This window comes from Lacinutrix sp. YIN62, from assembly GCF_057219185.1.
Window position 1 is genome coordinate 257,949 of record NZ_JBXVVH010000001.1, and the last position, 21,432, is coordinate 279,380.

General features: G+C 30.6%; 22 protein-coding genes. 11 read left to right on the forward strand and 11 right to left on the reverse strand.

Annotated elements, in window-relative coordinates; all coding sequences use genetic code 11:
• Nucleotides 1–72 precede the first annotated feature (72 nt).
• The gene (locus tag AC2D8I_RS01075; protein WP_484704133.1) at nt 73–2,076 is read right to left on the reverse strand and encodes a GTP-binding protein; all 2,004 of its coding nucleotides are present in this window, start codon (nt 2,074–2,076) and stop codon (nt 73–75) included.
• Between the two features lie 557 nt (nt 2,077–2,633).
• Here AC2D8I_RS01075 and AC2D8I_RS01080 point away from each other — a divergent pair.
• From AC2D8I_RS01080 to AC2D8I_RS01095, 4 genes are all read left to right on the forward strand, one after another.
• Nucleotides 2,634–3,752: a helix-turn-helix domain-containing protein gene (locus AC2D8I_RS01080; protein WP_484704134.1), complete on the forward strand. Its 1,119-nt coding sequence runs from the start codon at nt 2,634–2,636 to the stop codon at nt 3,750–3,752.
• A 183-nt stretch (nt 3,753–3,935) separates the two neighbouring features.
• On the forward strand, nt 3,936–4,466 hold the full coding sequence (locus AC2D8I_RS01085) for a DUF3575 domain-containing protein (RefSeq protein WP_484704135.1): 531 nt from the start codon (nt 3,936–3,938) through the stop codon (nt 4,464–4,466).
• A 27-nt stretch (nt 4,467–4,493) separates the two neighbouring features.
• The gene (locus AC2D8I_RS01090; RefSeq protein ID WP_484704136.1) at nt 4,494–5,357 is read left to right on the forward strand and encodes an alpha/beta fold hydrolase; all 864 of its coding nucleotides are present in this window, start codon (nt 4,494–4,496) and stop codon (nt 5,355–5,357) included.
• A 13-nt stretch (nt 5,358–5,370) separates the two neighbouring features.
• Nucleotides 5,371–5,823 carry a hypothetical protein gene (locus tag AC2D8I_RS01095; RefSeq protein ID WP_484704137.1) on the forward strand — a complete coding sequence of 151 codons (453 nt, stop codon included), beginning with the start codon at nt 5,371–5,373 and terminating at the stop codon, nt 5,821–5,823.
• Nucleotides 5,824–5,923: 100 nt separating this feature from the next.
• Here AC2D8I_RS01095 and AC2D8I_RS01100 read toward each other — a convergent pair whose 3' ends face one another.
• Together AC2D8I_RS01100 and AC2D8I_RS01105 are read right to left on the reverse strand one after the other, a co-directional pair.
• Nucleotides 5,924–6,292, reverse strand: a complete 369-nt coding sequence (locus AC2D8I_RS01100; protein WP_484704138.1) for a DNA topoisomerase IV — start codon at nt 6,290–6,292, stop codon at nt 5,924–5,926.
• 1,019 nt (nt 6,293–7,311) lie between these two features.
• On the reverse strand, nt 7,312–7,734 hold the full coding sequence (locus AC2D8I_RS01105; RefSeq protein ID WP_484704139.1) for a helix-turn-helix domain-containing protein: 423 nt from the start codon (nt 7,732–7,734) through the stop codon (nt 7,312–7,314).
• A gap of 313 nt (nt 7,735–8,047) precedes the next feature.
• Here AC2D8I_RS01105 and AC2D8I_RS01110 point away from each other — a divergent pair, with 313 nt between their 5' ends.
• From AC2D8I_RS01110 to AC2D8I_RS01120, 3 genes are all read left to right on the forward strand, one after another.
• On the forward strand, nt 8,048–9,199 hold the full coding sequence (locus AC2D8I_RS01110) for a M14 family metallopeptidase (RefSeq protein ID WP_484704140.1): 1,152 nt from the start codon (nt 8,048–8,050) through the stop codon (nt 9,197–9,199).
• A gap of 63 nt (nt 9,200–9,262) precedes the next feature.
• Nucleotides 9,263–9,742, forward strand: a complete 480-nt coding sequence (locus tag AC2D8I_RS01115; protein WP_484704141.1) for an Lrp/AsnC family transcriptional regulator — start codon at nt 9,263–9,265, stop codon at nt 9,740–9,742.
• 86 nt (nt 9,743–9,828) lie between these two features.
• Nucleotides 9,829–10,344: a DinB family protein gene (locus tag AC2D8I_RS01120; protein ID WP_484704142.1), complete on the forward strand. Its 516-nt coding sequence runs from the start codon at nt 9,829–9,831 to the stop codon at nt 10,342–10,344.
• A gap of 1 nt (nt 10,345) precedes the next feature.
• Here the strand turns inward: AC2D8I_RS01120 and AC2D8I_RS01125 are convergent, their stop codons facing one another.
• Together AC2D8I_RS01125 and aroB are read right to left on the reverse strand one after the other, a co-directional pair.
• Nucleotides 10,346–10,633, reverse strand: coding sequence for a hypothetical protein (locus tag AC2D8I_RS01125; protein ID WP_484704143.1), 288 nt, complete (start codon nt 10,631–10,633; stop codon nt 10,346–10,348).
• An 85-nt stretch (nt 10,634–10,718) separates the two neighbouring features.
• Nucleotides 10,719–11,786: a 3-dehydroquinate synthase gene (gene aroB, locus AC2D8I_RS01130; protein ID WP_484704144.1), complete on the reverse strand. Its 1,068-nt coding sequence runs from the start codon at nt 11,784–11,786 to the stop codon at nt 10,719–10,721.
• 98 nt (nt 11,787–11,884) lie between these two features.
• On the opposite strand from aroB, the gene AC2D8I_RS01135 reads away from it, so the two are divergent.
• Nucleotides 11,885–13,063, forward strand: coding sequence for a proline dehydrogenase family protein (locus AC2D8I_RS01135; protein ID WP_484704145.1), 1,179 nt, complete (start codon nt 11,885–11,887; stop codon nt 13,061–13,063).
• Between the two features lie 81 nt (nt 13,064–13,144).
• On the opposite strand, the gene AC2D8I_RS01140 is transcribed toward AC2D8I_RS01135, so the two are convergent.
• The 6 genes from AC2D8I_RS01140 to porX form a co-directional block, all read right to left on the reverse strand.
• Nucleotides 13,145–13,519, reverse strand: coding sequence for a hypothetical protein (locus tag AC2D8I_RS01140; RefSeq protein ID WP_484704146.1), 375 nt, complete (start codon nt 13,517–13,519; stop codon nt 13,145–13,147).
• Nucleotides 13,520–13,546: 27 nt separating this feature from the next.
• Nucleotides 13,547–14,746, reverse strand: coding sequence for an alanine dehydrogenase (locus AC2D8I_RS01145; RefSeq protein WP_484704147.1), 1,200 nt, complete (start codon nt 14,744–14,746; stop codon nt 13,547–13,549).
• Nucleotides 14,747–14,816: 70 nt separating this feature from the next.
• A complete protein-coding gene (locus AC2D8I_RS01150; protein ID WP_484704148.1) occupies nt 14,817–15,338 on the reverse strand; it encodes a hypothetical protein in 522 nt (173 codons plus the stop codon).
• Entirely contained in the window at nt 15,304–15,438 is a 135-nt protein-coding gene (locus tag AC2D8I_RS01155; protein ID WP_484704149.1) for a hypothetical protein, read from the reverse strand. The genes AC2D8I_RS01150 and AC2D8I_RS01155 overlap by 35 nt, the downstream gene beginning before the upstream one ends.
• A 173-nt stretch (nt 15,439–15,611) precedes the next feature.
• On the reverse strand, nt 15,612–16,031 hold the full coding sequence (gene tsaE / locus AC2D8I_RS01160; RefSeq protein WP_484704150.1) for a tRNA (adenosine(37)-N6)-threonylcarbamoyltransferase complex ATPase subunit type 1 TsaE: 420 nt from the start codon (nt 16,029–16,031) through the stop codon (nt 15,612–15,614).
• A 77-nt stretch (nt 16,032–16,108) separates the two neighbouring features.
• Nucleotides 16,109–17,662 (reverse strand): T9SS response regulator signal transducer PorX, encoded by a 1,554-nt coding sequence (gene porX, locus AC2D8I_RS01165; protein WP_484704151.1) that lies wholly within the window; start codon nt 17,660–17,662, stop codon nt 16,109–16,111.
• A gap of 39 nt (nt 17,663–17,701) precedes the next feature.
• Between porX and AC2D8I_RS01170 the strand changes: the two genes are divergently transcribed.
• From AC2D8I_RS01170 to AC2D8I_RS01180, 3 genes are read left to right on the forward strand one after another with little or no spacing between them, the layout of a single operon-like run.
• A complete protein-coding gene (locus tag AC2D8I_RS01170) occupies nt 17,702–18,931 on the forward strand; it encodes an HD domain-containing protein (RefSeq protein WP_484704152.1) in 1,230 nt (409 codons plus the stop codon).
• Nucleotides 18,932–18,955: 24 nt separating this feature from the next.
• Complete coding sequence (lpxD, locus tag AC2D8I_RS01175; protein ID WP_484704153.1) at nt 18,956–19,984, forward strand: UDP-3-O-(3-hydroxymyristoyl)glucosamine N-acyltransferase; 1,029 nt, start codon at nt 18,956–18,958, stop codon at nt 19,982–19,984.
• Nucleotides 19,971–21,377 carry a bifunctional UDP-3-O-[3-hydroxymyristoyl] N-acetylglucosamine deacetylase/3-hydroxyacyl-ACP dehydratase gene (locus AC2D8I_RS01180; protein ID WP_484704154.1) on the forward strand — a complete coding sequence of 469 codons (1,407 nt, stop codon included), beginning with the start codon at nt 19,971–19,973 and terminating at the stop codon, nt 21,375–21,377. Before lpxD ends, AC2D8I_RS01180 begins: the two co-directional genes overlap by 14 nt.
• Nucleotides 21,378–21,432 lie beyond the last annotated feature (55 nt).

The window sequence follows — 21,432 nt, forward strand, 5'->3', positions numbered from 1 at the left end:
ATAAAAGCTCAAGATTAAATTCAATCTTAAGCTTTTATTTTTTAGGATCAATATTTAGTTTAGATAAAAAGATTACCAGTTCTTACGTTCGTCTGCTTTAAATGCCCCACGTTTGTGTAGTATCCACTGAGCCTCATTTAGAGGAGATACCCCTTTGTAAGCTTTATTTTTTTCTATAGCGTTAGTGGTTTTTTCATAACCATCTAAATCTAATTTTAAACGGCCTTTTCCAGACGTTGTTGCAGAAAACTTAATCGCATAATCCATGGCTTTTTCTACAGGAACTCTCCCTGTTAATGTAAATGTTTCTTTATTAAAATTAGGAGCATTAATATGAGCATTCATCAGGTTTAAATCACTAGAAATAGCTCCTAAAAAATCTTGATGTGCTCTTATTTGAAAAGCATACATAGGCTCTAATAAATCTGTGTCTGCTAATTCTAAACCGCGTAATACCCCCATAGGTGTTGCTAAAAGAAAGTCGCCTGGATTAGAATGTATATTGTGTTCAGAGCCGTTTATTAAAGTTATTTTAATATCTGTTACCTCCCAGCCTTTTATTCCTTGTCTTAAAGCCCAGGGGATCGCACGTTTTACTTCATTTTGATATTTTAAGGAAATGGCAGAGGTCCGGACTTTAGACTCAAAATGGACGCCGCTTCCTTTAATTGCAGGTTCTATCAGGAAAGTAAGTATAGCCCAACAGGGCTTAGGCATCCAATAGCGAACATAACCTTCTGCAGATTGTTTAGGCGTTTCTTTATAAATTACTTTAGGTTTTAGAAAATGAGCAGGAATATTAAAACGTTGTAATAAGCTGTCTTTTAAGACCTCGGTTTGTATGGGGCCCATAATACGCAAATGAAATTCACGCTCTTCTTTATACCATTTAAATTCCAATGTAGGATCTTCTATATTAAGTAACTCTAGCGCTTCTCCTAATTTTTTATAGTCCTTGCTATTGTCTGCAATAGCTTGTACACTTAATACAGATTGAGTAATTGTGGCATAACTATTATAGAACGTAGTCGTTCCTAAAACATCCCCAGCCAAAATGATATCAGAAGTTGTTATTACACCAATTTCTCCAGGATGCAATTCGCCTACAGATTCAAAAGCACCTAATTTACATTTAAGAATTTGATTTATTTTAATGGTTTTTTTTAATTGTTGAGACCAAATATTATTTTTAGTTTTAATAAGGCCACCATATATTTTAATATGTGCTAATCTTCCATGTCGCGAATCGTATTCGACTTTAAAAACTTTTGCAGAATTAGTTTTAATAGGACTATTTTGAGTCGTAAACAATGTCGTAATACTATCCAATAATAAGTCAATACCTATATCTAATTTTCCACTACCAAATACTACCGGAATAATTTGTTTCTTTTTAATTTGATGAGAAGCTTTTTGTTGTACTTCTACTAAATTTATATAATCTCCATTTAAATAGGTATCTAGAAAATTATCATCATTTTCAGCTAGATTTTCTAAACCTTTATTTATAATTGAATGCGATAGATAAGGTGTTAATTTTAAGAAATCAATTAATTGTGGTTGGGTGGGAATAGCTGTATCGACATAATTTAAAGGCAATAATTGTGCTTGTAAATCTGTTTCCAGATCTAAAAAAACCTGTTCAATATCTGCACCTTCTCTGTCAATTTTATTTACAAATATTAAAGCAGGAATTTTCCGTTCATTCAAGGCTTCCCAAAGGTTAAGAGTATTCGCCTGAACGCCTTCTACAGCCGAAACTATTAAAATAACGCTATCTAATACAGATAGCGCACGATCTACTTCTGCCGAGAAATCAATATGCCCAGGAGTATCAACTATGGTCATTGTAGTGTCCTTCCATTCAAAATCTACAGTAGCCGTTTTTATAGAAATACCACGTTGTTTTTCCATAGCTAATCCATCTGTAATTGCCGATCCTTTGTCTACACTACCACGTTGTCTGGTAGCACCAGCAATATGTAACATTCCTTCGGTTAAAGTTGTTTTACCAGCATCTACGTGGGCTAAAACACCAATCGTTAATTTCTTTTTATTAAGAGGCATATTATGCATAATATCTAAAGAGTTAGAATACAAAAATAAACTTCTAACTTGGTTATAACCAATAGACCTTTAATAATGTTAACAATACCTATTTTTAATGATAACAATCTAAATAGGGTATTATCTTTTTTATAAATTTAAAAGAAGATAATTTGTAATAATAAAATTTATTTGACTACCTAAAATTAATAAGCTTTAGCGTTTTTTTATTCAATGATATGAAATTTTATATATTTGTTTTATACAATAAAGCAGCCCTTTTGCTGCAAACTTATTTTCTATCTTAAGGAAGGCATTGGGATTATAAGTTTTATTACTTACGAAAAAACTTCGTATACCTTAATTAATTATAACTAATTGAGGTCTATGAAGTTTTTTGTTTATAAGTACGGTTTCATTCCATTATAAGTCAATCGATTATATATAATAAATAAAGAATAGTTTTAAAAATTGATAAATAAAATAGAAGTCAAGGTTAATTTGAGTTAAAAAATTAGATTGTATAAACCAAACAACTTATAAAAAGTGTAGAATATATTCTGAATAATTATGAACGTTAAAATAGTATGCAGTTAAACATAGAAAAAGTGATTCAGCTCACAGAAATTTTAATAACAGTACAAGGTCTTATTTTTGGGTTACGATTTATATTAACCAGTAAACAAAGTAAGCCTACTTTTTTTTTAGGACTGTTTTTAATAACATTTACATTAGATGGATTTAAAGTACTTATTGAAACCTTATTTTATGGGGAAGTTAATCCTAATTTAGAATTATCTCCTACTTCTACCTTTTTTTTAATATTGCCCATATTTTATTTATATGCAAGGCAGGTTTCGATAATAAAAAATAAGAAAACACAATATTGGATACTAGTACCAGGAATAATAGAGGTTATCATACTTTTAATAATATTTTTATTAAATAACCCTCAGTATTACCTAGAGTCTATATATTATATATTATACATATTTTGTGGAATAGTATTTAATATTTTGGTCGCTATAGAAATTATTAGGTTTTCAAAAAAACATAGTAGATTAGTAGAAAATCAATATGCGTCAACTTCTGGAATTCAACTTTATTGGGTGAAAAAATTTACTGTAAGTTTGCTTTTAATTTTAGCTGTAACATTACTCTTTAGTATCTTTTTTAATATGTTATACGTTGATTTATTTGTTATTATTTCTGATTTATTTATGGTCTATTGGCTTATTTTTCAAGGCTTCTCCCAAATTAAAATTGAGGCATTAATTGATTTAGAAGAAGAAAAAAAAGAAGATAAAACACCTATTCTCTGTGATAAAGAGACCAAAGAATTAATGAAAATAGTGGATCAAATAGATTATTATTTATTAAATAGTCAAAATTTTAAAGAAAAAGACCTGACTATTATAGATCTTGCCAAAGCAAATAAAATTCCACCTAAAAAAGTATCCAAAGCAATTAATCTTATAAAAGAAAAAAATTTTAAAACTTACATTAATCAATTGCGTATTGATGAAGCCATAAAATGTATAGAAAGTGAAGCATATAAAAATTTTTCATTGGAAGGAATTGGCTTAGAAGCAGGATTCAAATCAAAAAGTGCATTTTATGCTTCCTTTAAAAAAGCGAAAAATTGTACTCCGTTAGAATATAAACGACAAATCTTATTTAAAAAAGGTACTACAACCGTACTCTAGTACTTTACGTCTCTCATTTACAGTGTTATATAATATACCTTTGCACCATCAAACAAAGCAACTTTACTTTCTAACCTGAGAAAGATATTGAGAAAGTAAAGATTATAATTTGCATAACGCATATCTCAGTAGTCATACAAAATGATTGCTGAGATTTTTTTTAACAATAATTTTTAAATAAGAATGAGAAAAGTAGTTTTATGTGCAATAATTGCATTAGGAGCATTAACAGCCAAAGCACAACAAAATGTAGTAAAAGTTAATCCATTAGGTGCAATATTTGGAACAGCCGAGTTGAGTTATGAAAGGAGCCTATCAGAAAATAGATCTGTAGAATTATCTCTAGCGTACGGCGAATACGACGTGAATTTTGGCACTAATACTTCTAAAGAATCGTCTTGGGGTGTAGAAGGTAAATACAAATTTTATTTATCAAATTCTAAAGTTGCGCCAAACGGTTTTTATGTAACACCTGTTTTAACGTATTCAACATCCAATGTTTCCGAAGGGGACCTTAAAGGTGACGTATCTTATGTTGCAGGAGGAATAATTGGAGGTCACCAATGGGTTTTTGGTAAAGGAAATACAGGTTTCGTATTAGATTTAAATCTAGGAGGTCAGTTTACTTCAGTTAATAAAAGTGGAGATGTTATATCTACTAACATAGAGGACTTTATACCACGAATAGGTCTTGGTATAGGATATGCTTTCTAGATTTATAAATGAATAAATATTACAAAAATGAAGAATATAAAATTTATACTATTAGTAATAAGTACCGTTTTTTTTATTGCATGCAATTCAAATGACGATCATAATAATTCAGATTCATCATCAGAATATAAAGCAACGGCAATACCAGATGATATAAACAAATTAATAAAAACCACTGGAAATATTGAAGCAGAGAATGTTGTATTATATTTACAAGGAGGTCCTGTCTTTGAATTAGGAACAGAAGATTTGGATGCATTTACAGATGGGGTAGATTATTTAAAAGTATATGTGGAACAATCGCAAACTTTAAATCCAAGTTTACAAAATATAGATTTAACTTTTGAACAAGCCATTGCTGAAGATGCAATAAGTACAGCGATAGTACACAATGTCGTTACTCATTATAAAAGCATGGGGAAAAAAGTATATGTGATTGGACACTCATTTGGCGCTTTTTTATTAGCTAATTATTTAGCAGTATATGGTAATGAGGCAGATAAAGTGGTTATTATGGCAGGACGCTTAAATATGCCAGAAGTTGTATGGCAAGGATTTAGAGATGGAACTATTTATGATTTTCCAGATGGCATTACTCCACAGTTGGCCGATCCTAATGCCGAAGGTGGAATATTTACTAATGTAACAGCTACCCGTTTGGCAGCAGGTTTAGGTAAAAATAGATATATTCAACGCTTAGCAGATGTGGATTTAACTCAAGTCATTTATGTTTTTGCTACAAATGACCATCCAGTTGGAGCATTAACAGAAGAAGAAGTTAATTTTTTGATAAACAAACAAGCAACCGTTTTAGGAATAGAAGAAGGCGAACATGGAAGCATGTTTGAAACGCCATATAATACAGCTATTTTTAATGAATTAGTAAATTAATATAAAAAGAAAGATGAAAATAAAGTTATTTTATTTGATAGTACTAACAATTGTATTTTTAAGTTTTAGTACCAATATTTATGCACAAGAGCTTTCTGTAGTCGAAAGTAGTCGAGTTAGTGTAAATAAATTACCAGAATATGTAATTGTAACCTCTCAAAACACAAAATTATTAGGAGGAATAAATATTATAATTGATAGTAAAAAATCAAGTTACAAAAAGCAATTATTAGAATTAGAATCTATTTTACAAGATGGAGATAAACTAAGAGTACGAAATCAAACAGATTTATTGAATTCAATGTCAAAATTGGGTTACGAATATATAAATGCCTATAATGCAAGTGCTGTTTTACCATCTGCAAAAAATGATGATGTAGACGATATTTTTAATATTGTAGATGGAGGTGAGGGAGCATATAAAGTAAATATGGTATTTAGAAAAAAAATAAAATTTAGGGGCTAATACCTTTATTTTTTTAATACTACTGTATGTTTTACAGTATATATAAGTGGTAAGTTTTTAATAACTCAGGATTTAATTTAAATTCTGAGTTATTTATTTATTACTGTTTTAAAGCAATTCCTTTTTGCTTTTTAGTTTCTCCAACATAAGAGTACTCAAAAGTATAAGAAGTATTCGTTGTTGTCAATATTTTTAAATGAATATCTTTGCGTTCAGCCATATTCTTAGGGTTAATCGTTTTAAATATTACTTCACAATCATTAATCCATCGTAATTGCGACGAATCAATTTTTCCGTTATAATTTTCGATTTGTAAATCATGCGTTCTTGTAAAAGTTGATTTGTATTTTTCACCAGCAATAACAACTTCACTTTTAAACGTTCCTGTTTTAAAATCTGTACAGTTACGCTCTATTTGATAACAACTACTAATAGAAATTAAAAGTATAAATAGGATTAGGGTTTTCATTATGTTTTGTTTTATGCAAAATTAATAAATGAAAAGAGGATAAATGCATTTTATAACAAAAACCATAGTCTTTATAAATCGCGTATTTAAATTTTTTACGGATCATGATGCGAATACGCAAAATATATGAGGGCGCAATTTTAGAAGAAAAAAGGAATATTATTGTAATGAGAAATTTAGTAACAGACCAAGAAATGTTTTTTGATTAATAATTACCTGAAATGTAAAAAAAGAGTGTCTCTATAAAAATATACAGCATGCTTAATTTTTATGAAAAGAGAAATTCATTTTGTATAAAGGCTTTTTTATAAATGAGTACTTAAAAAAAACGGATTGTTAATTTGATTTGAAGCCCTTGGTTATATTTTTTAGAAGATGATAATTAAAATAAGTGCTCTTCATATTCTAAAGCAGTTTATTTTTTTACATAACCAAAATCTAAATTAATAATGACATTAATTTTTAATAAAAATGCATTTTACAGTAAAAAATATAATGGCTCATAAATCGCGTATTTAAAAATTTTACGGATCATGATGCGAATAGGCAAAATATATGAGGACGCAATTTTAGAAGAAAAAAGAAATATTATTGTAGTGAGAAATTTAGTAACAGGCCAAGAAATGTTTTTTAATTAATAATTTCGAGAAATGTAAAAAAAGAGCGTCTCTATAAAAATATACAGCATGCTTAATTTTTATGAAAAGAATGCGTTTTGCATGAAGGCTTTTTTTAAATGAGTATTTAAAAAAAACGGATTGTTAATTTGATTTGAAGCCCTTGGTTATATTTTTTAGAAGATGATAATTAAAATAGGTGCTCTTCTTATTCTAAAGCAGTTTATTTTTTTACATAACCAAAATCTAAATTAATAATGACATTAATTTTTAATAAAAATGCATTTTACAGTAAAAAATATAATGGCTCATAAATCGCGTATTTAATTTTTTTATGAATCTAGATGCGAATACGTAAAATTTATTAAGGCATATCAACAGTAAAAGAAAATCATTTTTTGACTAATAATTTTCGAAATTTGAAAAACTACCATCTTTATAAAATATAACAATGCGTTCAATTTCTTTTTTAGTAGAAGCAGGTGCATGTTGTACATCAGGATAAGGGAATTGATTCGTTTTAGATTCAGTATTTGAAAATAAATTTTGTTCTTGGATTTGCTTTGATGGATTTATTGTTTTTTGCTCAGAAATTTTTTGAGCAGGAAAAGAGCCTTTACCGTTCATTAACCAATACAATTCAACTTCAGGAAAAGAGGAGAGAACTTTTAAAACAAATTCTAAACTCGGTTTATTTCTTCCAGAGAGTATATGTGAGATACTGGAACGTTGCACACCTATTTTTTCAGCAAAAGAAGAAGCGCTTTCACCGTAATACTCAATGATTTTTTTTAGTCTTTTAGTAAAATCTTCACTGTTTAACATTGTAAACAAAAGGGGTTTGATTAAGTTGTTTACAAATGTAACTATTCTAGTTTACATAACATAATAAATAGTGTTAATTGTTGATTATCAATAAAATACATTGATTAATCACTTTAATTAAACAACTTTAACTTACTGAAAAAGAGGGGATTAAGCCATTTCCTGTGAAACAGTTGCATTATTAGCAATTTAAGGGATCTTTTAGTGCGCTTTAAAGGACTTAGTGTAAACATCTGTAAACACAAACAACTCAAATAACTGTTTACATTTGTAAATTTATTAATGTTTACATTTGTAACCTTATACAGACTAAATGACTTTAAAAACACTAAGCTCTTTATTTAAAAAGCATAAGGAAACAACTCTTTATGGACGTTACATAGGTATCAAACATATTAAACCTCTATTAATTAAACATAAAAATAGTTTTAATATAGAGGTTGCTGGTCAATCCGTTTTAGAAGAAGACATTTATACCGTAACCATAGGCACTGGCCCTAAAAAAATATTAATTTGGTCACAAATGCATGGCAACGAGTCCACAACGACTAAAGCCCTTTTTGATGTTTTTAATCTTTTAGGGAGTGATAATCTAATCGCAAAAGCAATTAAGGAAAGCTGTACACTAAAAATAATTCCTATTTTAAATCCAGATGGCGCAAAAGTATATACTCGTAAAAATGCTAATGGAATAGACTTAAATAGAGATGCTCAAGACTTGTCGCAACCAGAAAGTAGGGTTTTAAGAGCTTGTTTTAATACGTTTAAACCACATTTTTGCTTTAATCTACATGGGCAACGTACCATCTTTAGCGCAGGGAATTTTAATAGGCCAGCAACCGTATCCTTTTTAGCGCCAGCTCAAGATAAAAGCTGCTCTATAACAAAGAATCGTAAACAAGCTATGGCTTTAATAGTTAAAATGAATGCTTTCTTACAAAAAGAAATACCAGGTCAAATTGGGATTTATGACGATGCTTTTAATCATAATTGTGTTGGAGATACTTTTCAAGGGTTTAACATTCCCACAGTACTATTTGAAGCAGGACATTACGCCAATGATTACGATAGAGAAGAAGTAAGACGTTTGATTTTTAATGCGCTTATAATAGCTATAAATGGCGTTATAGAAGGAGCGAAGTCCTTTACCGACTTAAACAATTATTCAACAATTCCGCAAAATCAAAAATTGTTTTACGATGTTATAATAACCAATGCTAATTTTAATGGCGAATTGTTAGATATAGCCATACAATATGAAGAACGATTAATTAAAGACAATATTCATTTTATTCCCAAAGTCGTTAAAATAGCTAATTTATCAAGCTACTTTGCTCATAAAACCATTGATGCTAAAAACAGTACGGTTTTTATTTCAGAAAATAAGGTGATAGAATTGGGCGATGAAAATGATTTTGTAATCATTAACAATGTAAAATTTTTATTAAATTTCTTAAAACCATAAGTTTTAATATTTATAATTCATTGAAATTGTATTATTTTTGCTTTATATTTAATAAAAAACAAAATGGCAAAATTTAAACTAGACGAAATTGATCATCAAATTCTTGATATGCTGATAGATAATACAAGGGTGCCTTTCACAGATATCGCTAAAAAGTTATTGATATCTGCAGGAACGGTACATGTTAGAGTTAAGAAAATGGAAGATGCAGGAATAATTAAGGGGTCTTCGTTAACATTGGATTATAGAAAGCTTGGGTATTCCTTTATCGCTTATGTAGGCGTATTTCTTCAAAATACATCGCAAACAACTTTTGTTTTGCAACGTATAAATGATATTCCTTTCGTTACTGTAGCGCACGTCACTACTGGGAAATTTAATATCTTTTGTAAAATTAGAGCGCGCAATACAGAGCATGCGAAAGATATTATTTTTATGCTGGATGATATTGATGGCGTTTATAGAACCGAAACAATGATTTCTCTTGAGGAAAGTATTAACGATAAAAAGCGTTTAATGCACGATATTTTTAGAGAACTATAACGTTTTAACACTTTATTATAAAAACCTTTCGTTGATTCGAGAGGTTTTTTTGTTACATTTAATTTTTTAAAAATAGATATTAAACTATGAATGCGACCCAATTAAAACAAGACGAATACTTACCATATTTTGATAATTATATTAAGCAAGCAGGCGATATTGAGTTGATAGAAGGGTTGCAATCTAGTATGGAAAACATGATCGCTTTCTATGAATCCATTCCCAATGATAAACTTGAGTTTAGATATGCTAATGGGAAATGGACTATTAAAGAAATAATTAATCATTTAATAGATACGGAGCGTGTTTTTGTGTACCGCGCTTTACGTTTTGCACGTCAAGATTTTACAGCTCTTAGTGGTTTTGACGAGGGGAATTATGCAAAAGAAAGCGAAGCGAACATAAGAACTTTAGACGCGCTTATAGAGGAATATAGGTTGTTGCGTATGTCTACTATAGCTATGTTTAAAAGTTTTAGCGAAAAAATGCTAAAAAGTAAAGGGATGGCAGGTAACGGAGCCGTTTCTGTTAGAGCTATGGGGTTTTTAATTTTTGGTCATGAAAAACATCATGCTAATATTATTGCAGAGCGTTATTTATAGCTTATTTTTCTTCATCAACTTCTAGATCGTCTATAATAATATGACCAGATTTATTAAGTAATAATGAGTCTTTTACATTAAAATTAAGCATAGTGTAGTGAAGCTTACTGCTTATTTTTACAAGGTAAATGGTGTCTTTAGTTTTAACCTCTACAGCTTCTATGGTTTCATTATTATGGTTGTCGAAAATAATAATATCGCGGTCACCATAGCCGTCAGGGAATTTCTGAGTTAATAAATTTAAAACTTCAGGGGTTAATTTTTTGTAATCTACGATAACTCTTTTCATAGTAACTATTTTAAATTAGTAATTACTCAAACAGGGGGTTATTCCATGAATTTCAGTCTATAAATTTACAATTTTTAATTTAATTTTAATTGTTGTAAAAGTCAAAAGCATCTATTATTAGATTATTAGCAACAGTACAGTTGATTTTTGTTTTGCCAATATCTTTAAGGAGTACAAAGTTTATATTCCCATGCTCATTCTTTTTATCATATTTTAAAAGTTCCATTATAGGGGCGTAGTCTTCTTTAGTTATTACAACATGGCCGTAAATCCCTTTTATAACCTTCTTTATTTCTTTACTTTTTTCTGTAGGAAAATTAAGCATGTGTTCAGATAGATATGTTGCTAGAACTATTCCTATAGCTATAGCTTCCCCATGTAGAAGAGTTTCTTTTTCTGAAGCGCTTAGAAAATAAGATTCTATAGCATGTCCTAATGTGTGCCCATAGTTTAATGTTTTACGTAGGTTTTCTTCTAAGGGATCTTTTTCTACAATTTTCTTTTTAATTAATATAGATTCAAAAATCAAAGTATCTAAGTCTTCAAGTGATAGTTTAGATAAGTCCTTTAACTTGCTCCAATATAGCTCATTGTGTATTAATCCGTGCTTAAGCATTTCTGCTAATCCTGAACGCATTTCAAGTTGTGGTAATGTTTCTAAAAAAGAAGTGTCTACAAGCACCATTACAGCTGTATTAATGACGCCTACTTGATTTTTTAAGCTTCCCAAATCAACTCCCGTTTTTCCTCCAATAGAGGCGTCTACCATTGCTAAAAGAGAGGTTGGAACATTTATAAAGTTTATTCCACGTTTAAACGTAGAGGCTACAAAACCACCTAAATCTGTAACAACTCCGCCGCCAACATTAATTATAAGACTCTTACGGTCAGCATTTAGTTCAGATAAAGCATTCCAAACACCAACACAGGTTTCTATATTTTTATTTAATTCCCCTGGTGCTATTTCAATAATTTCAAAAGCTGTTTCTATTTCTGTTTTAGCTAAAAATGAAGGAAGACAATGTGTGTGTGTGTGTGTGTCTACTAAAATAAAAATTTTAGAATAATTTGTAGCCTTTAGATGCTTGTTTAAAGCGGTATAGCATGCTTCATTTAAGTATATAGTGTAATCTTGTGTAGATATAGATGTCATTTTAAAGCGTATAAAAGTAGAATGTGAAAATAAGGCGTTTTTTATTAAATAATGTATTAGTATAATTATATTTGTACAAATATATTTGTACTAAACTTATGAGCCAAGAAAAAATCTTCGATAATACAGAGATAGCATTCTCATTGAAAAGCGATTCAGAGTTGGAACGTGCTTATTTCCTATTTAAAATGATCGCAAATCAGCCTTTAGTTAGGATCGGAACAGCGGTTACTAATTTTGCATTGAAGGCAAATTTACCAATAGAAGGATTAATAAGAGCTACTGTTTTCGACCATTTTTGTGGCGGTGTTAATGAGGAAGATAGTCTTAAGGTTATAGATAAGATGTATACAAAAGGAGTGTGTTCTGTATTGGACTATTCTGTAGAAGGCAAGGAGACTGAAGAGCAATTTGAAGAAGCAACATCAAAAATATTGAATATCATAGATTTCTCGGATGAAAAGAAAGCGATGCCTATAGTGGTTTTTAAACCAACAGGGCTAGGGCGGTTTTATTTATTTCAAAAGAAAAGTGAAGGTGGCGTTTTTACTAAAGAAGAGCAATTGGAATGGGAGCGTATCGTTAGAAGGTTTAATACCATTTGTAAGCTGGCGAGTGAGAAAGACGTAGAAGTTTTGATTGATGGGGAGGAAAGCTGGATGCAGGATGCTGCCGATGATTTAGTAGAAGAAATGATGGCGGTTTATAATATAAATAAACCAATAGTGTATAATACATTACAAACCTATAGATGGGACAGGTTGTTGTTTTTAAAGAAATCTCATGAGCGTGCAAAAAAAGAAGGCTTTAAGCTAGGCTTTAAGATTGTAAGAGGGGCGTATATGGAGAAAGAAAGGACTAGAGCAGAGGAAAAAGGTTACAAATCTCCCATCTGTAAAGATAAGCAAACAACAGATGATAATTTTAATGATTGCTTGAAATATATTTTAAATAATTTAAATGATATTTCAATATTTATAGGAACTCATAATGAAGAAAGTTCTTATTTAGCAATGGATTTAATGAAAGCGCTAAAATTAGATAAAGGAGATAACCGTATTTGGTTTGGGCAATTATATGGAATGAGTGATCATATCAGTTTTAATTTGGCTGCAGAAGGCTATAATGTAGCTAAGTATGTGCCATTCGGGCCTGTAAAAGATGTGATGCCTTATTTAATTCGTAGAGCAGAAGAGAATACCTCTGTGGCAGGCCAAACAAGCAGAGAGTTATCTTTATTGAAAAAAGAAAGGACTAGAAGGAAAACAATGGAGTGATTTGCTTTATATAGAACGATTTTAAAAAAAACAGAGCTACACATAAATAAAAAAATGTGTAGCTATTTTTTTATAGCTCTTTTAATCTAGAAATTCGATATGCTTTAATGTTGCTGCTTTATCACAATTTTCAATTGTTAATGCGGCATTTTTTTTATTTAGAGTGCCTTCTATGTGATAAATACCACAAGGTTCTTTTCTAGGCTCGCTTTTTGAAAAAACAACGTCTCCTTTATGTAATATGTAATTTATTGCTATTGTATCTATTTTTTTAGAAACTATAAATGCCTTGGCTTTAGAGCTATAAACAATGTGCTTCGTATTTATATTCTTTAGTGTTCTTGCTTCTGGACTATAACTACAAGAGGTCTTTTTACCGTTAAGAAAAAAAGCTAAAAGTATTAATCCTATTGAGAAACCGCCAAGGTAATAACCTATTCTATGTATTAATTTCAATTTTCTAAATTTTAATGGACTGCAAATTTAAAATATTATAAGATTAATATCACTATATTTTAAATCAAACCACTCGGCAACGGATTTATTTGTGAGAATACCGTGGTAAAAATACAAGCCGTTTTTTAGGCCTTTGTCCATTCTTAGGGAGTTTTCAAGTCCACCGTCTTCAGCAATTTTTAATAAATAGGGTGTAAAAATGTTACTAATTGAAGCAGATGCCGTACGAGAATATCTAGCCGGTATATTAGGAACGCAATAATGAATAACGTTATGCTTTCTAAACGAAGGTTGTTTGTGTGTTGTTACTTCACTTGTTTCAAAACAGCCTCCCATATCAATACTAACATCTATAATAACAGCGCCTTTCTTCATTTGTTCCACCATAGATTCACTTACAATTACAGGAGCTCTATTTTCTCCTCTAATAGCGCCAATAACTACATCGCAACGTTTTAAAGCTTTATTTAAATGTTTGGGCTGTATAGTAGAAGTGTATAATGTGCGTCCTAGATTCGTTTGTAAGGATCTTAGTTTTGTAATGGAATTATCGAATACCTTAACATTAGCACCAAGTCCAATTGCGCTTCTTGCAGCGAACTCACCAACGGTGCCAGCACCCAATATTACAACTTCTACAGGAGGTACTCCGCTTATATTACCGAACATTAGCCCGTTACCTTCATTCGCATTGCTTAGTAACTCTGAAGCAATTAAAACAGAAGCCGTTCCTGCAAGTTCGCTTAATGCTCTTACTGCAGGGTAAGTGCCATCATTATCTCTAATAAATTCAAAAGCTAAGGCTGTTATTCTTTTACTTGCTAAAGCTTCAAAATATTTTTTATTTTGTGTTTTTAGTTGTAGTGCTGAAATTAAAATGGTCTGTGGGTTAATCAGTTTTAATTCTTTAAGGGTAGGAGGTTCCACTTTTAGAATCATAGGGCAAGAATAAACTTTTTCTGTATCGTTTGTTATTTCCGCACCAGCTTCACAAAAATCTTTATCACTAAAATTAGAACCATTGCCTGCGCCAGATTCTATTAAAACCCGATGACCATTATTTACAATCGCGGAAACGGCATCAGGAGTAAGGCATACACGTTTTTCTTGAAACGCGGTTTCTTTTGGTATCCCAATAAAAAGCGCGCTTTTTTTCTTGAATATCTCCAGCGTTTCTTCTTGAGGTAATAATTGCGCTTTAGAAAAAGGTGTAATTGGTTTTGACATTATAATAATGTTGTGAGATTTAAATTAAAAAATCAAATTACGAATAAAATTTGAATGATAATAAAATCTACTAAAAATACTGATTAATTTTAGCCCAAAGCCCTACGGGTTTAGCTCTTAATTCATCTTCAAGCTCTTGAATAGATTTGTCAACAGAATTTAATCTATTAAAAATTCGTGCTCTTATAAGGTATATGCTTGGAATAATAATCGCTATAAAAGGAATAATGTGAATTAATTCAAATTCGTCAAAAAAATAGGTGTTAGATAAGGAGAAACTAATAATTTGGTATAGGTACATAGCAATAGGGGCAAGTAGGGCATGGTACCACCAATGACGACAAGTGAAAAACCAGATAATCAATAAAAACAATGGAATTATTTTACCAGTAAGTGTCCAAACAACTATTTGAGTACTTTCATAAATTTCACTGTTAAAAGTATAAATGAAAGTATCCCACACAGGTTGATTAGGAACTGCTTCATAGATGTAAAAAAGATATGGTGTTATAGCTATAAATGTAGCAATTATGCTGCCAACTAAAATAACTTTTTTATTATCCATTCCTTGGTACTTTGATTTTTCTTCCATCTATTTCGGTTTGTGTTTCTATATTTAAATCAAAGATATTCGTTGTAAAAAACATGCCTCCAAAAAAAAGTAATGTGATTAGGTTTTTTTTTGCCTTCATAATTGCTAGTCGTTTGTTGAGTTAATTAATTCAAATGTAGCTAAAGGCCGTTTTTGTTTTTTTTGGTAAATGTTAAATAAATGTTAAAACTGGTTTTTTTTCATTTTTTTATTACGGGTAAAACCGTACTATCTAAAAAAAACGTTTTTTGTCTTATCTTTAAATGTTATTAATTATTTAAAATATACATTATTTAATACAAGTGATCTTGTATTGGTTTTATTTAATGTGATGTTTAAAATAGTATGATTTGTTTGTATTAGGTGTGTTAAAATATCTGGCCATTCAACAAAAATCCAACCAGTACTATTTAAATAATCTTCTATACCAAAATTGTAAAGTTCTGCTTCGTCTTCTATGCGATACAAATCAAAATGAAAAATTGAAGTTTCTTTTGTTGCGTATTCATTTACTATAGAGTAGGTCGGACTACTTATAGTGTCTATACAGCCCAATTTTGTAGCAAGAGCTTTAATCAATGTTGTTTTTCCAACCCCCATTTCTCCATTAAACAATAGTATTTTTGAGGTGCTGTGTTTTAAAATTTGTTCGGCTACAGCATTGACCGTTTCTAATGAATACTCTATTTCCAAAGCGTATTATATTGATTAAATAATGTAAACTTAAGTTTTTTTTATGATTTATAGGATATGAAATATTCTATTCAAATTTATTTTGGGTTAAGTACAACAAAAGGTATAATCATTTCTTCCAAAGAAACACCGCCATGTTGATAGGTGTTTCTGTAATAGCTTACATAATGATTATAATTATTAGGATAAGCAAAAAACAAATCAGTTTTAGCGAAAATAAAAGCACTATTCATTGAAATAGATGGTAAATAAATTGCTTTGGGGTTTTTAGCCGCTAAAACATCCTTCTCTTCATAGCTTAGACTTCTGCCTGTTTTATATCTTAAGTTTAAACTTGTGTCTCTATCTCCTATAACTTTGGATGGGTTTTTAACATTAATTGTGCCATGATCTGTTGTTATAATTAATTTAAAACCCATTTGTTGTGCTTGTTGTATCATCTCTAGAAGTGGAGAGTTTTTAAACCAACTTTGGGTTAACGATCGGTATGCTTTGTCGTTAGAAGCTAATTCTTTTACAACATCCATTTCGGTTTTGGAATGTGAAAGCATATCTACAAAATTATAAACAACAACAGTAAGGTCATTATTTTTTAATCCTCTAAAATTATCGGCTAATTTTTTTCCTGATTTTAAATTAGTAATTTTAAAGTATTCATATTTTAAATGCGATAATCTTAAGCGCTTCATTTGCGCATCTAAAAAATCGGCTTCATGCAAGTTTTTACCTCCTTCATCAATATCATTTTTCCAATATTCTGGGTGGAGTTTTTCCATATCACTAGGCATTAATCCTGAAAATATGGCATTACGAGCATATTGTGTTGCGGTAGGTAAAATACTATAAAATGGTTCTTCTGTTTTCTTTTTATAGTGATTTGTTACATAGGGCTCAAAGGCTTTCCATTGGTCGTAACGTAAATTATCTACAACAACGAGTAAGGTGGGTTGTTCTTTACTTAATTCTGGTGCGATTTTATCTTTGAATAGATTGTGAGATAAAGTCGGGGAATCAGTATTAGGTTCAAACCAAGAAGAATATTCTTTATCTATAAATTTTCCAAATTGAATATTAGCTTCGTTTTTTTGCGATTCTAGAATTTCGAACATTCCAGTGTCTTCAATATCTTCTAATTGTATTTCCCAGTAAATTAGCTTTAAATATAAAGCGGCCCATTCTTCATAAGAATTTACCATAGATAGATCCATAGCAATTTTCCTGAATTCTTGCTGGTAATTGGATGTTGTTTTTTCAGATATAAGTCTTGAATGATCTAAGTTTTTTTTAAGACTTAATAGAATCTGATTGGGGTTTACAGGTTTTATAAGGTAATCTGCAATTTTATTACCAATAGCTTCTTCCATAATATACTCTTCTTCGCTTTTGGTAATCATTACCACAGGAAGCGTGTCTTGTAGCTCTTTGATTTCGTTTAAGGTCTCCAAGCCGGTTAAACCAGGCATGTTTTCATCTAAAAAAACAATATCAAATTTGGTTTCATCTAAAATTTCTAAAGCTTCTGTGCCACTATTACAAGTCGTAACAGTGTAGTTTTTTTTCTTAAGAAAGAGAATATGAGGCTTTAAAAGATCTATTTCATCGTCAACCCAAAGAATATTGATAGTGTTCATGTATATTTGTTTATATTATTAATAAGAAATTAAGACAGCTTGTATACAATTAACAAACTTAAGATTTTAAACGATCCAATTTACGGATTTATTACCATCCCTAATTCATTAATATTCGATTTAATTGAACATAAATATTTTCAAAGATTACGTCGAATTACCCAAATGGGGTTGTCGTACTTGGTTTATCCTGGTGCTCATCACACACGATTTCAACATGCGATTGGTTGTATGCATTTAATGCTTAAGGCGGTTAACGTGTTGCGTTTCAAAGGAATATCTATTTCTGAGGATGAGGAAAAAGCATTATGTGCTGCTATTCTTTTGCATGATATTGGGCATGGTCCTTTTTCACATGCAATGGAACATAGTATCGTAAATAAGATCTCACATGAGCATATTTCAATGCTTTTTATGGAACGTTTAAATGATGAGTTTAACGGAGATTTAACATTAGCTATAAAAATATTTAAAGGCGAATACCATCGTAGGTTTATGTGTCAGCTTATTTCTAGTCAAATTGATATGGATCGAGCAGATTATTTAAAGCGCGATAGTTTTTATACAGGAGTAGCAGAAGGGAATATTAATAGTGAACGTCTTATTACAATGCTAAATGTTAAAAATGATGCCTTGGTTATTGAAGGAAAAGGTATTTATAGTGTTGAAAAATTTTTAGTAGCTAGGCGATTAATGTATTGGCAAGTTTACTTGCATAAAACCGGTTTAGTTGCAGAGCAATTAGTAATTAGAGTGTTAAAAAGAGCAAAAGAATTAAGCCACAATGGGATTGAATTGCCTGCCAGTGAAGCATTGTCCTTTTTTTTAAACAATGAAATTGATATAAAAAGCTTTAATACTGAAAGTTTAGAAATTTTCTCTAAATTAGACGATTATGATATTGTTTCCGCTATGAAAATGTGGCAATCTCATGAGGATTTTGTTTTAAAAAATTTATGTGAGATGATTTTAAATCGGAATTTATTGAAAATTAAAATGAAAAAGAAGAAAATAAAAGAAGCGTCTTTAATTGAATATAAAGAAAAACTTATTGATGAATATGGTATTACTGATGCTGAAGCGAGTTATTTTGTGTTCACAGGATCGGTTTCAAACCAAGCTTATGAACAGAAAAAAGAAGGAATAAAGATTTTATATAAAAATGGAAAAATCGAAGATATAATTAAAGCTTCAGATCAACTTAATTTAAAAGCACTTTCAAAACCCGTAACTAAATATTATATATGCTATCCAAAAGAAAAAATGTGATAATTTTTCCTATTTTTGCGAGTAATGAAGTTTAAAGCAGAACAAATAGCTGATATTTTAGAAGGAAAAGTTGTGGGGGACTCACAAGTAGAAGTGTCTAAACTATCAAAAATAGAAGAAGGAGAGCAAGGGGCACTAACCTTTTTGGCTAATCCTAAGTATACACCTTATGTGTACACCACAAAAGCATCCATTGTAATCGTAAATAAGGATTTTAAACCCGATCAAAAGGTTGAATCTACATTAATTAAAGTTGAAAATGCGTATCAGTCATTTTCAAAGTTGTTAGAGTATTACAATAAGGTTAAATTAAATAAATTTGGTGTAGAACAGCCAACATCGATCTCTGCATCTGCAACATTGGGTGAAGATGTATATGTAGGAGCGTTTACATACATTGGTGATAATGTAAAAATTGGCGATAATGTAAAAATATTTCCAGGATCATACATTGGTGATAATGTCGTACTAGGAGATAATTCAGTCGTTTTTGCTGGTGCTAAAATTTATTCAGAATCAATTATCGGAAAACATTGTGTTATAAATTCGGGCGCAATTATAGGAGCCGATGGTTTTGGTTTTGCACCTCAAGAAAACGGAGAATATAAAAAAATCCCGCAAATAGGAAATATAATTATAGAAGACTTTGTCGATGTTGGAGCAGCAACAACTATAGATAGAGCCACACTAGGTTCTACAGTTATTAGAAAAGGGGTGAAGTTAGATAATCAAATTCAAGTTGCACATAATGTTGAAATCGGAAAGAATACCGTAATAGCGGCTCAAACAGGAATTGCAGGCTCAACCAAAATTGGCGAGAATTGTCAAATAGGCGGGCAGGTAGGAATCGCTGGGCATTTAGTTATAGGTAATGGAGTTCGTATTCAAGCACAATCTGGAATTGGAAGAAATATAAAAGATAACGAAACACTTCAAGGCTCACCAGCATTTAATTATGGTGATTGGAATAAATCTTATGTGTATTTTAAAAATTTACCGAAATTGGTGAAAATAATAAATGAATTAGAAAAAAAAGAAAATGGGAATAGTTAGTACTGAAATAAAGCAGAAAACAATAGGTAAGGAGATTTCCTTAAAAGGAGTTGGCTTACATACAGGAAAAAATGTTACATTAACCTTTAAACCCGCTCCAGCAAATTCTGGGTTTGCTTTTAAACGTATAGATTTAGAGGGTAACCCTAGTATGGAAGCTGATGCAAACTATGTTACAAATACACAAAGAGGGACTTGTTTAGAAAAAAACGGCGTGACCATACAAACCTGTGAGCATGTATTAGCAGCATTAACAGGGTTAGATATCGATAATGCTATTCTAGAATTAGATAATTCAGAACCTCCTATTATGGATGGGTCTTCTAAGTTTTTTATTGAAGCCATAGAAAAAGCCGGTATTGTAGAGTTGGAGGCTTACAGAGAAGAATATGTTGTTACCGATATTATTTCATATTCTGATGAAGAAACAGGAAGTGAAATATTGGTAATGCCTTCAAAAGAATATCAAGTAACCACAATGGTTGATTTTGGAACTAAAGTTTTAGGAACTCAAAACGCAACTCTAAATCGCTTGTCCGATTTTAAAAAAGATATATCAGATTCTAGAACATTTAGCTTTTTACACGAACTAGAATCCCTTTTAGAGCATGGTCTTATTAAGGGCGGAGACTTAAACAATGCCATTGTTTATGTTGATAAAGAGTTGTCTCCAGAAACAATGGAGAAATTAAAAATAGCTTTTAAAAAAGAAAGCATCGCTGTAAAATCAAATGGCATTTTAGATAACTTAACATTACACCATCCAAACGAAGCTGCAAGACATAAACTACTAGATGTTGTTGGAGATTTAGCATTAATTAGAACGCGTATTAGAGGAAAAGTTATCGCTAATAAGCCTGGTCATTTTGTAAATACTCAGTTTGCAAAAAAAATGACCAAAATTATAAAGAATGAAAGACGGAATAATGTGCCTGTAATAGATTTGAATAAACAACCGGTTATGGATGTTAATCAAATTATGGACATGCTTCCTCATAGACAACCATTTCTTTTAATAGATAAAATATTTGAACTTTCAGAGAATAGCGTTACAGGAATGAAAAATGTAACAATGAACGAGCCTTTCTTTGCAGGTCATTTCCCTGGAGCTCCTGTAATGCCTGGTGTGTTAATTGTAGAAGCTATGGCGCAAACAGGCGGTATCTTAGTTTTGAGTACTGTGCCTGATCCAGAAAATTATTTAACCTTTTTCATGAAAATGGATAAGGTGAAATTTAAACAAAAGGTAACACCCGGAGATACTTTAATTTTTAAATGCTCATTAATTACGCCTATTAGACGTGGTATTTGCCATATGCAAGGTTATGCTTATGCTAATGGAAAATTATGTGCAGAAGCAGAATTAATGGCGCAAATAAGTAAAGTAAAATAAAAATATATAATATAATGCAATTGGAGTAAATCCAAAGCATATCGTTATTTAATAT

Excerpts from the sequence above, each read along its gene's own strand:
- AC2D8I_RS01075 (WP_484704133.1), bottom strand. The coding sequence starts at position 2,076 with ATGCATAATATGCCTCTTAATAAAAAGAAATTAACGATTGGTGTTTTA.
- AC2D8I_RS01080 (WP_484704134.1), top strand. The coding sequence starts at position 2,634 with ATGCAGTTAAACATAGAAAAAGTGATTCAGCTCACAGAAATTTTAATA.
- AC2D8I_RS01085 (WP_484704135.1), top strand. The coding sequence starts at position 3,936 with ATGAGAAAAGTAGTTTTATGTGCAATAATTGCATTAGGAGCATTAACA.
- AC2D8I_RS01090 (WP_484704136.1), top strand. The coding sequence starts at position 4,494 with ATGAAGAATATAAAATTTATACTATTAGTAATAAGTACCGTTTTTTTT.
- AC2D8I_RS01095 (WP_484704137.1), top strand. The coding sequence starts at position 5,371 with ATGAAAATAAAGTTATTTTATTTGATAGTACTAACAATTGTATTTTTA.
- AC2D8I_RS01100 (WP_484704138.1), bottom strand. The coding sequence starts at position 6,292 with ATGAAAACCCTAATCCTATTTATACTTTTAATTTCTATTAGTAGTTGT.
- AC2D8I_RS01105 (WP_484704139.1), bottom strand. The coding sequence starts at position 7,734 with ATGTTAAACAGTGAAGATTTTACTAAAAGACTAAAAAAAATCATTGAG.
- AC2D8I_RS01110 (WP_484704140.1), top strand. The coding sequence starts at position 8,048 with ATGACTTTAAAAACACTAAGCTCTTTATTTAAAAAGCATAAGGAAACA.
- AC2D8I_RS01115 (WP_484704141.1), top strand. The coding sequence starts at position 9,263 with ATGGCAAAATTTAAACTAGACGAAATTGATCATCAAATTCTTGATATG.
- AC2D8I_RS01120 (WP_484704142.1), top strand. The coding sequence starts at position 9,829 with ATGAATGCGACCCAATTAAAACAAGACGAATACTTACCATATTTTGAT.
- AC2D8I_RS01125 (WP_484704143.1), bottom strand. The coding sequence starts at position 10,633 with ATGAAAAGAGTTATCGTAGATTACAAAAAATTAACCCCTGAAGTTTTA.
- aroB (WP_484704144.1), bottom strand. The coding sequence starts at position 11,786 with ATGACATCTATATCTACACAAGATTACACTATATACTTAAATGAAGCA.
- AC2D8I_RS01135 (WP_484704145.1), top strand. The coding sequence starts at position 11,885 with ATGAGCCAAGAAAAAATCTTCGATAATACAGAGATAGCATTCTCATTG.
- AC2D8I_RS01145 (WP_484704147.1), bottom strand. The coding sequence starts at position 14,746 with ATGTCAAAACCAATTACACCTTTTTCTAAAGCGCAATTATTACCTCAA.
- AC2D8I_RS01150 (WP_484704148.1), bottom strand. The coding sequence starts at position 15,338 with ATGGAAGAAAAATCAAAGTACCAAGGAATGGATAATAAAAAAGTTATT.
- AC2D8I_RS01155 (WP_484704149.1), bottom strand. The coding sequence starts at position 15,438 with ATGAAGGCAAAAAAAAACCTAATCACATTACTTTTTTTTGGAGGCATG.
- porX (WP_484704151.1), bottom strand. The coding sequence starts at position 17,662 with ATGAACACTATCAATATTCTTTGGGTTGACGATGAAATAGATCTTTTA.
- lpxD (WP_484704153.1), top strand. The coding sequence starts at position 18,956 with ATGAAGTTTAAAGCAGAACAAATAGCTGATATTTTAGAAGGAAAAGTT.
- AC2D8I_RS01180 (WP_484704154.1), top strand. The coding sequence starts at position 19,971 with ATGGGAATAGTTAGTACTGAAATAAAGCAGAAAACAATAGGTAAGGAG.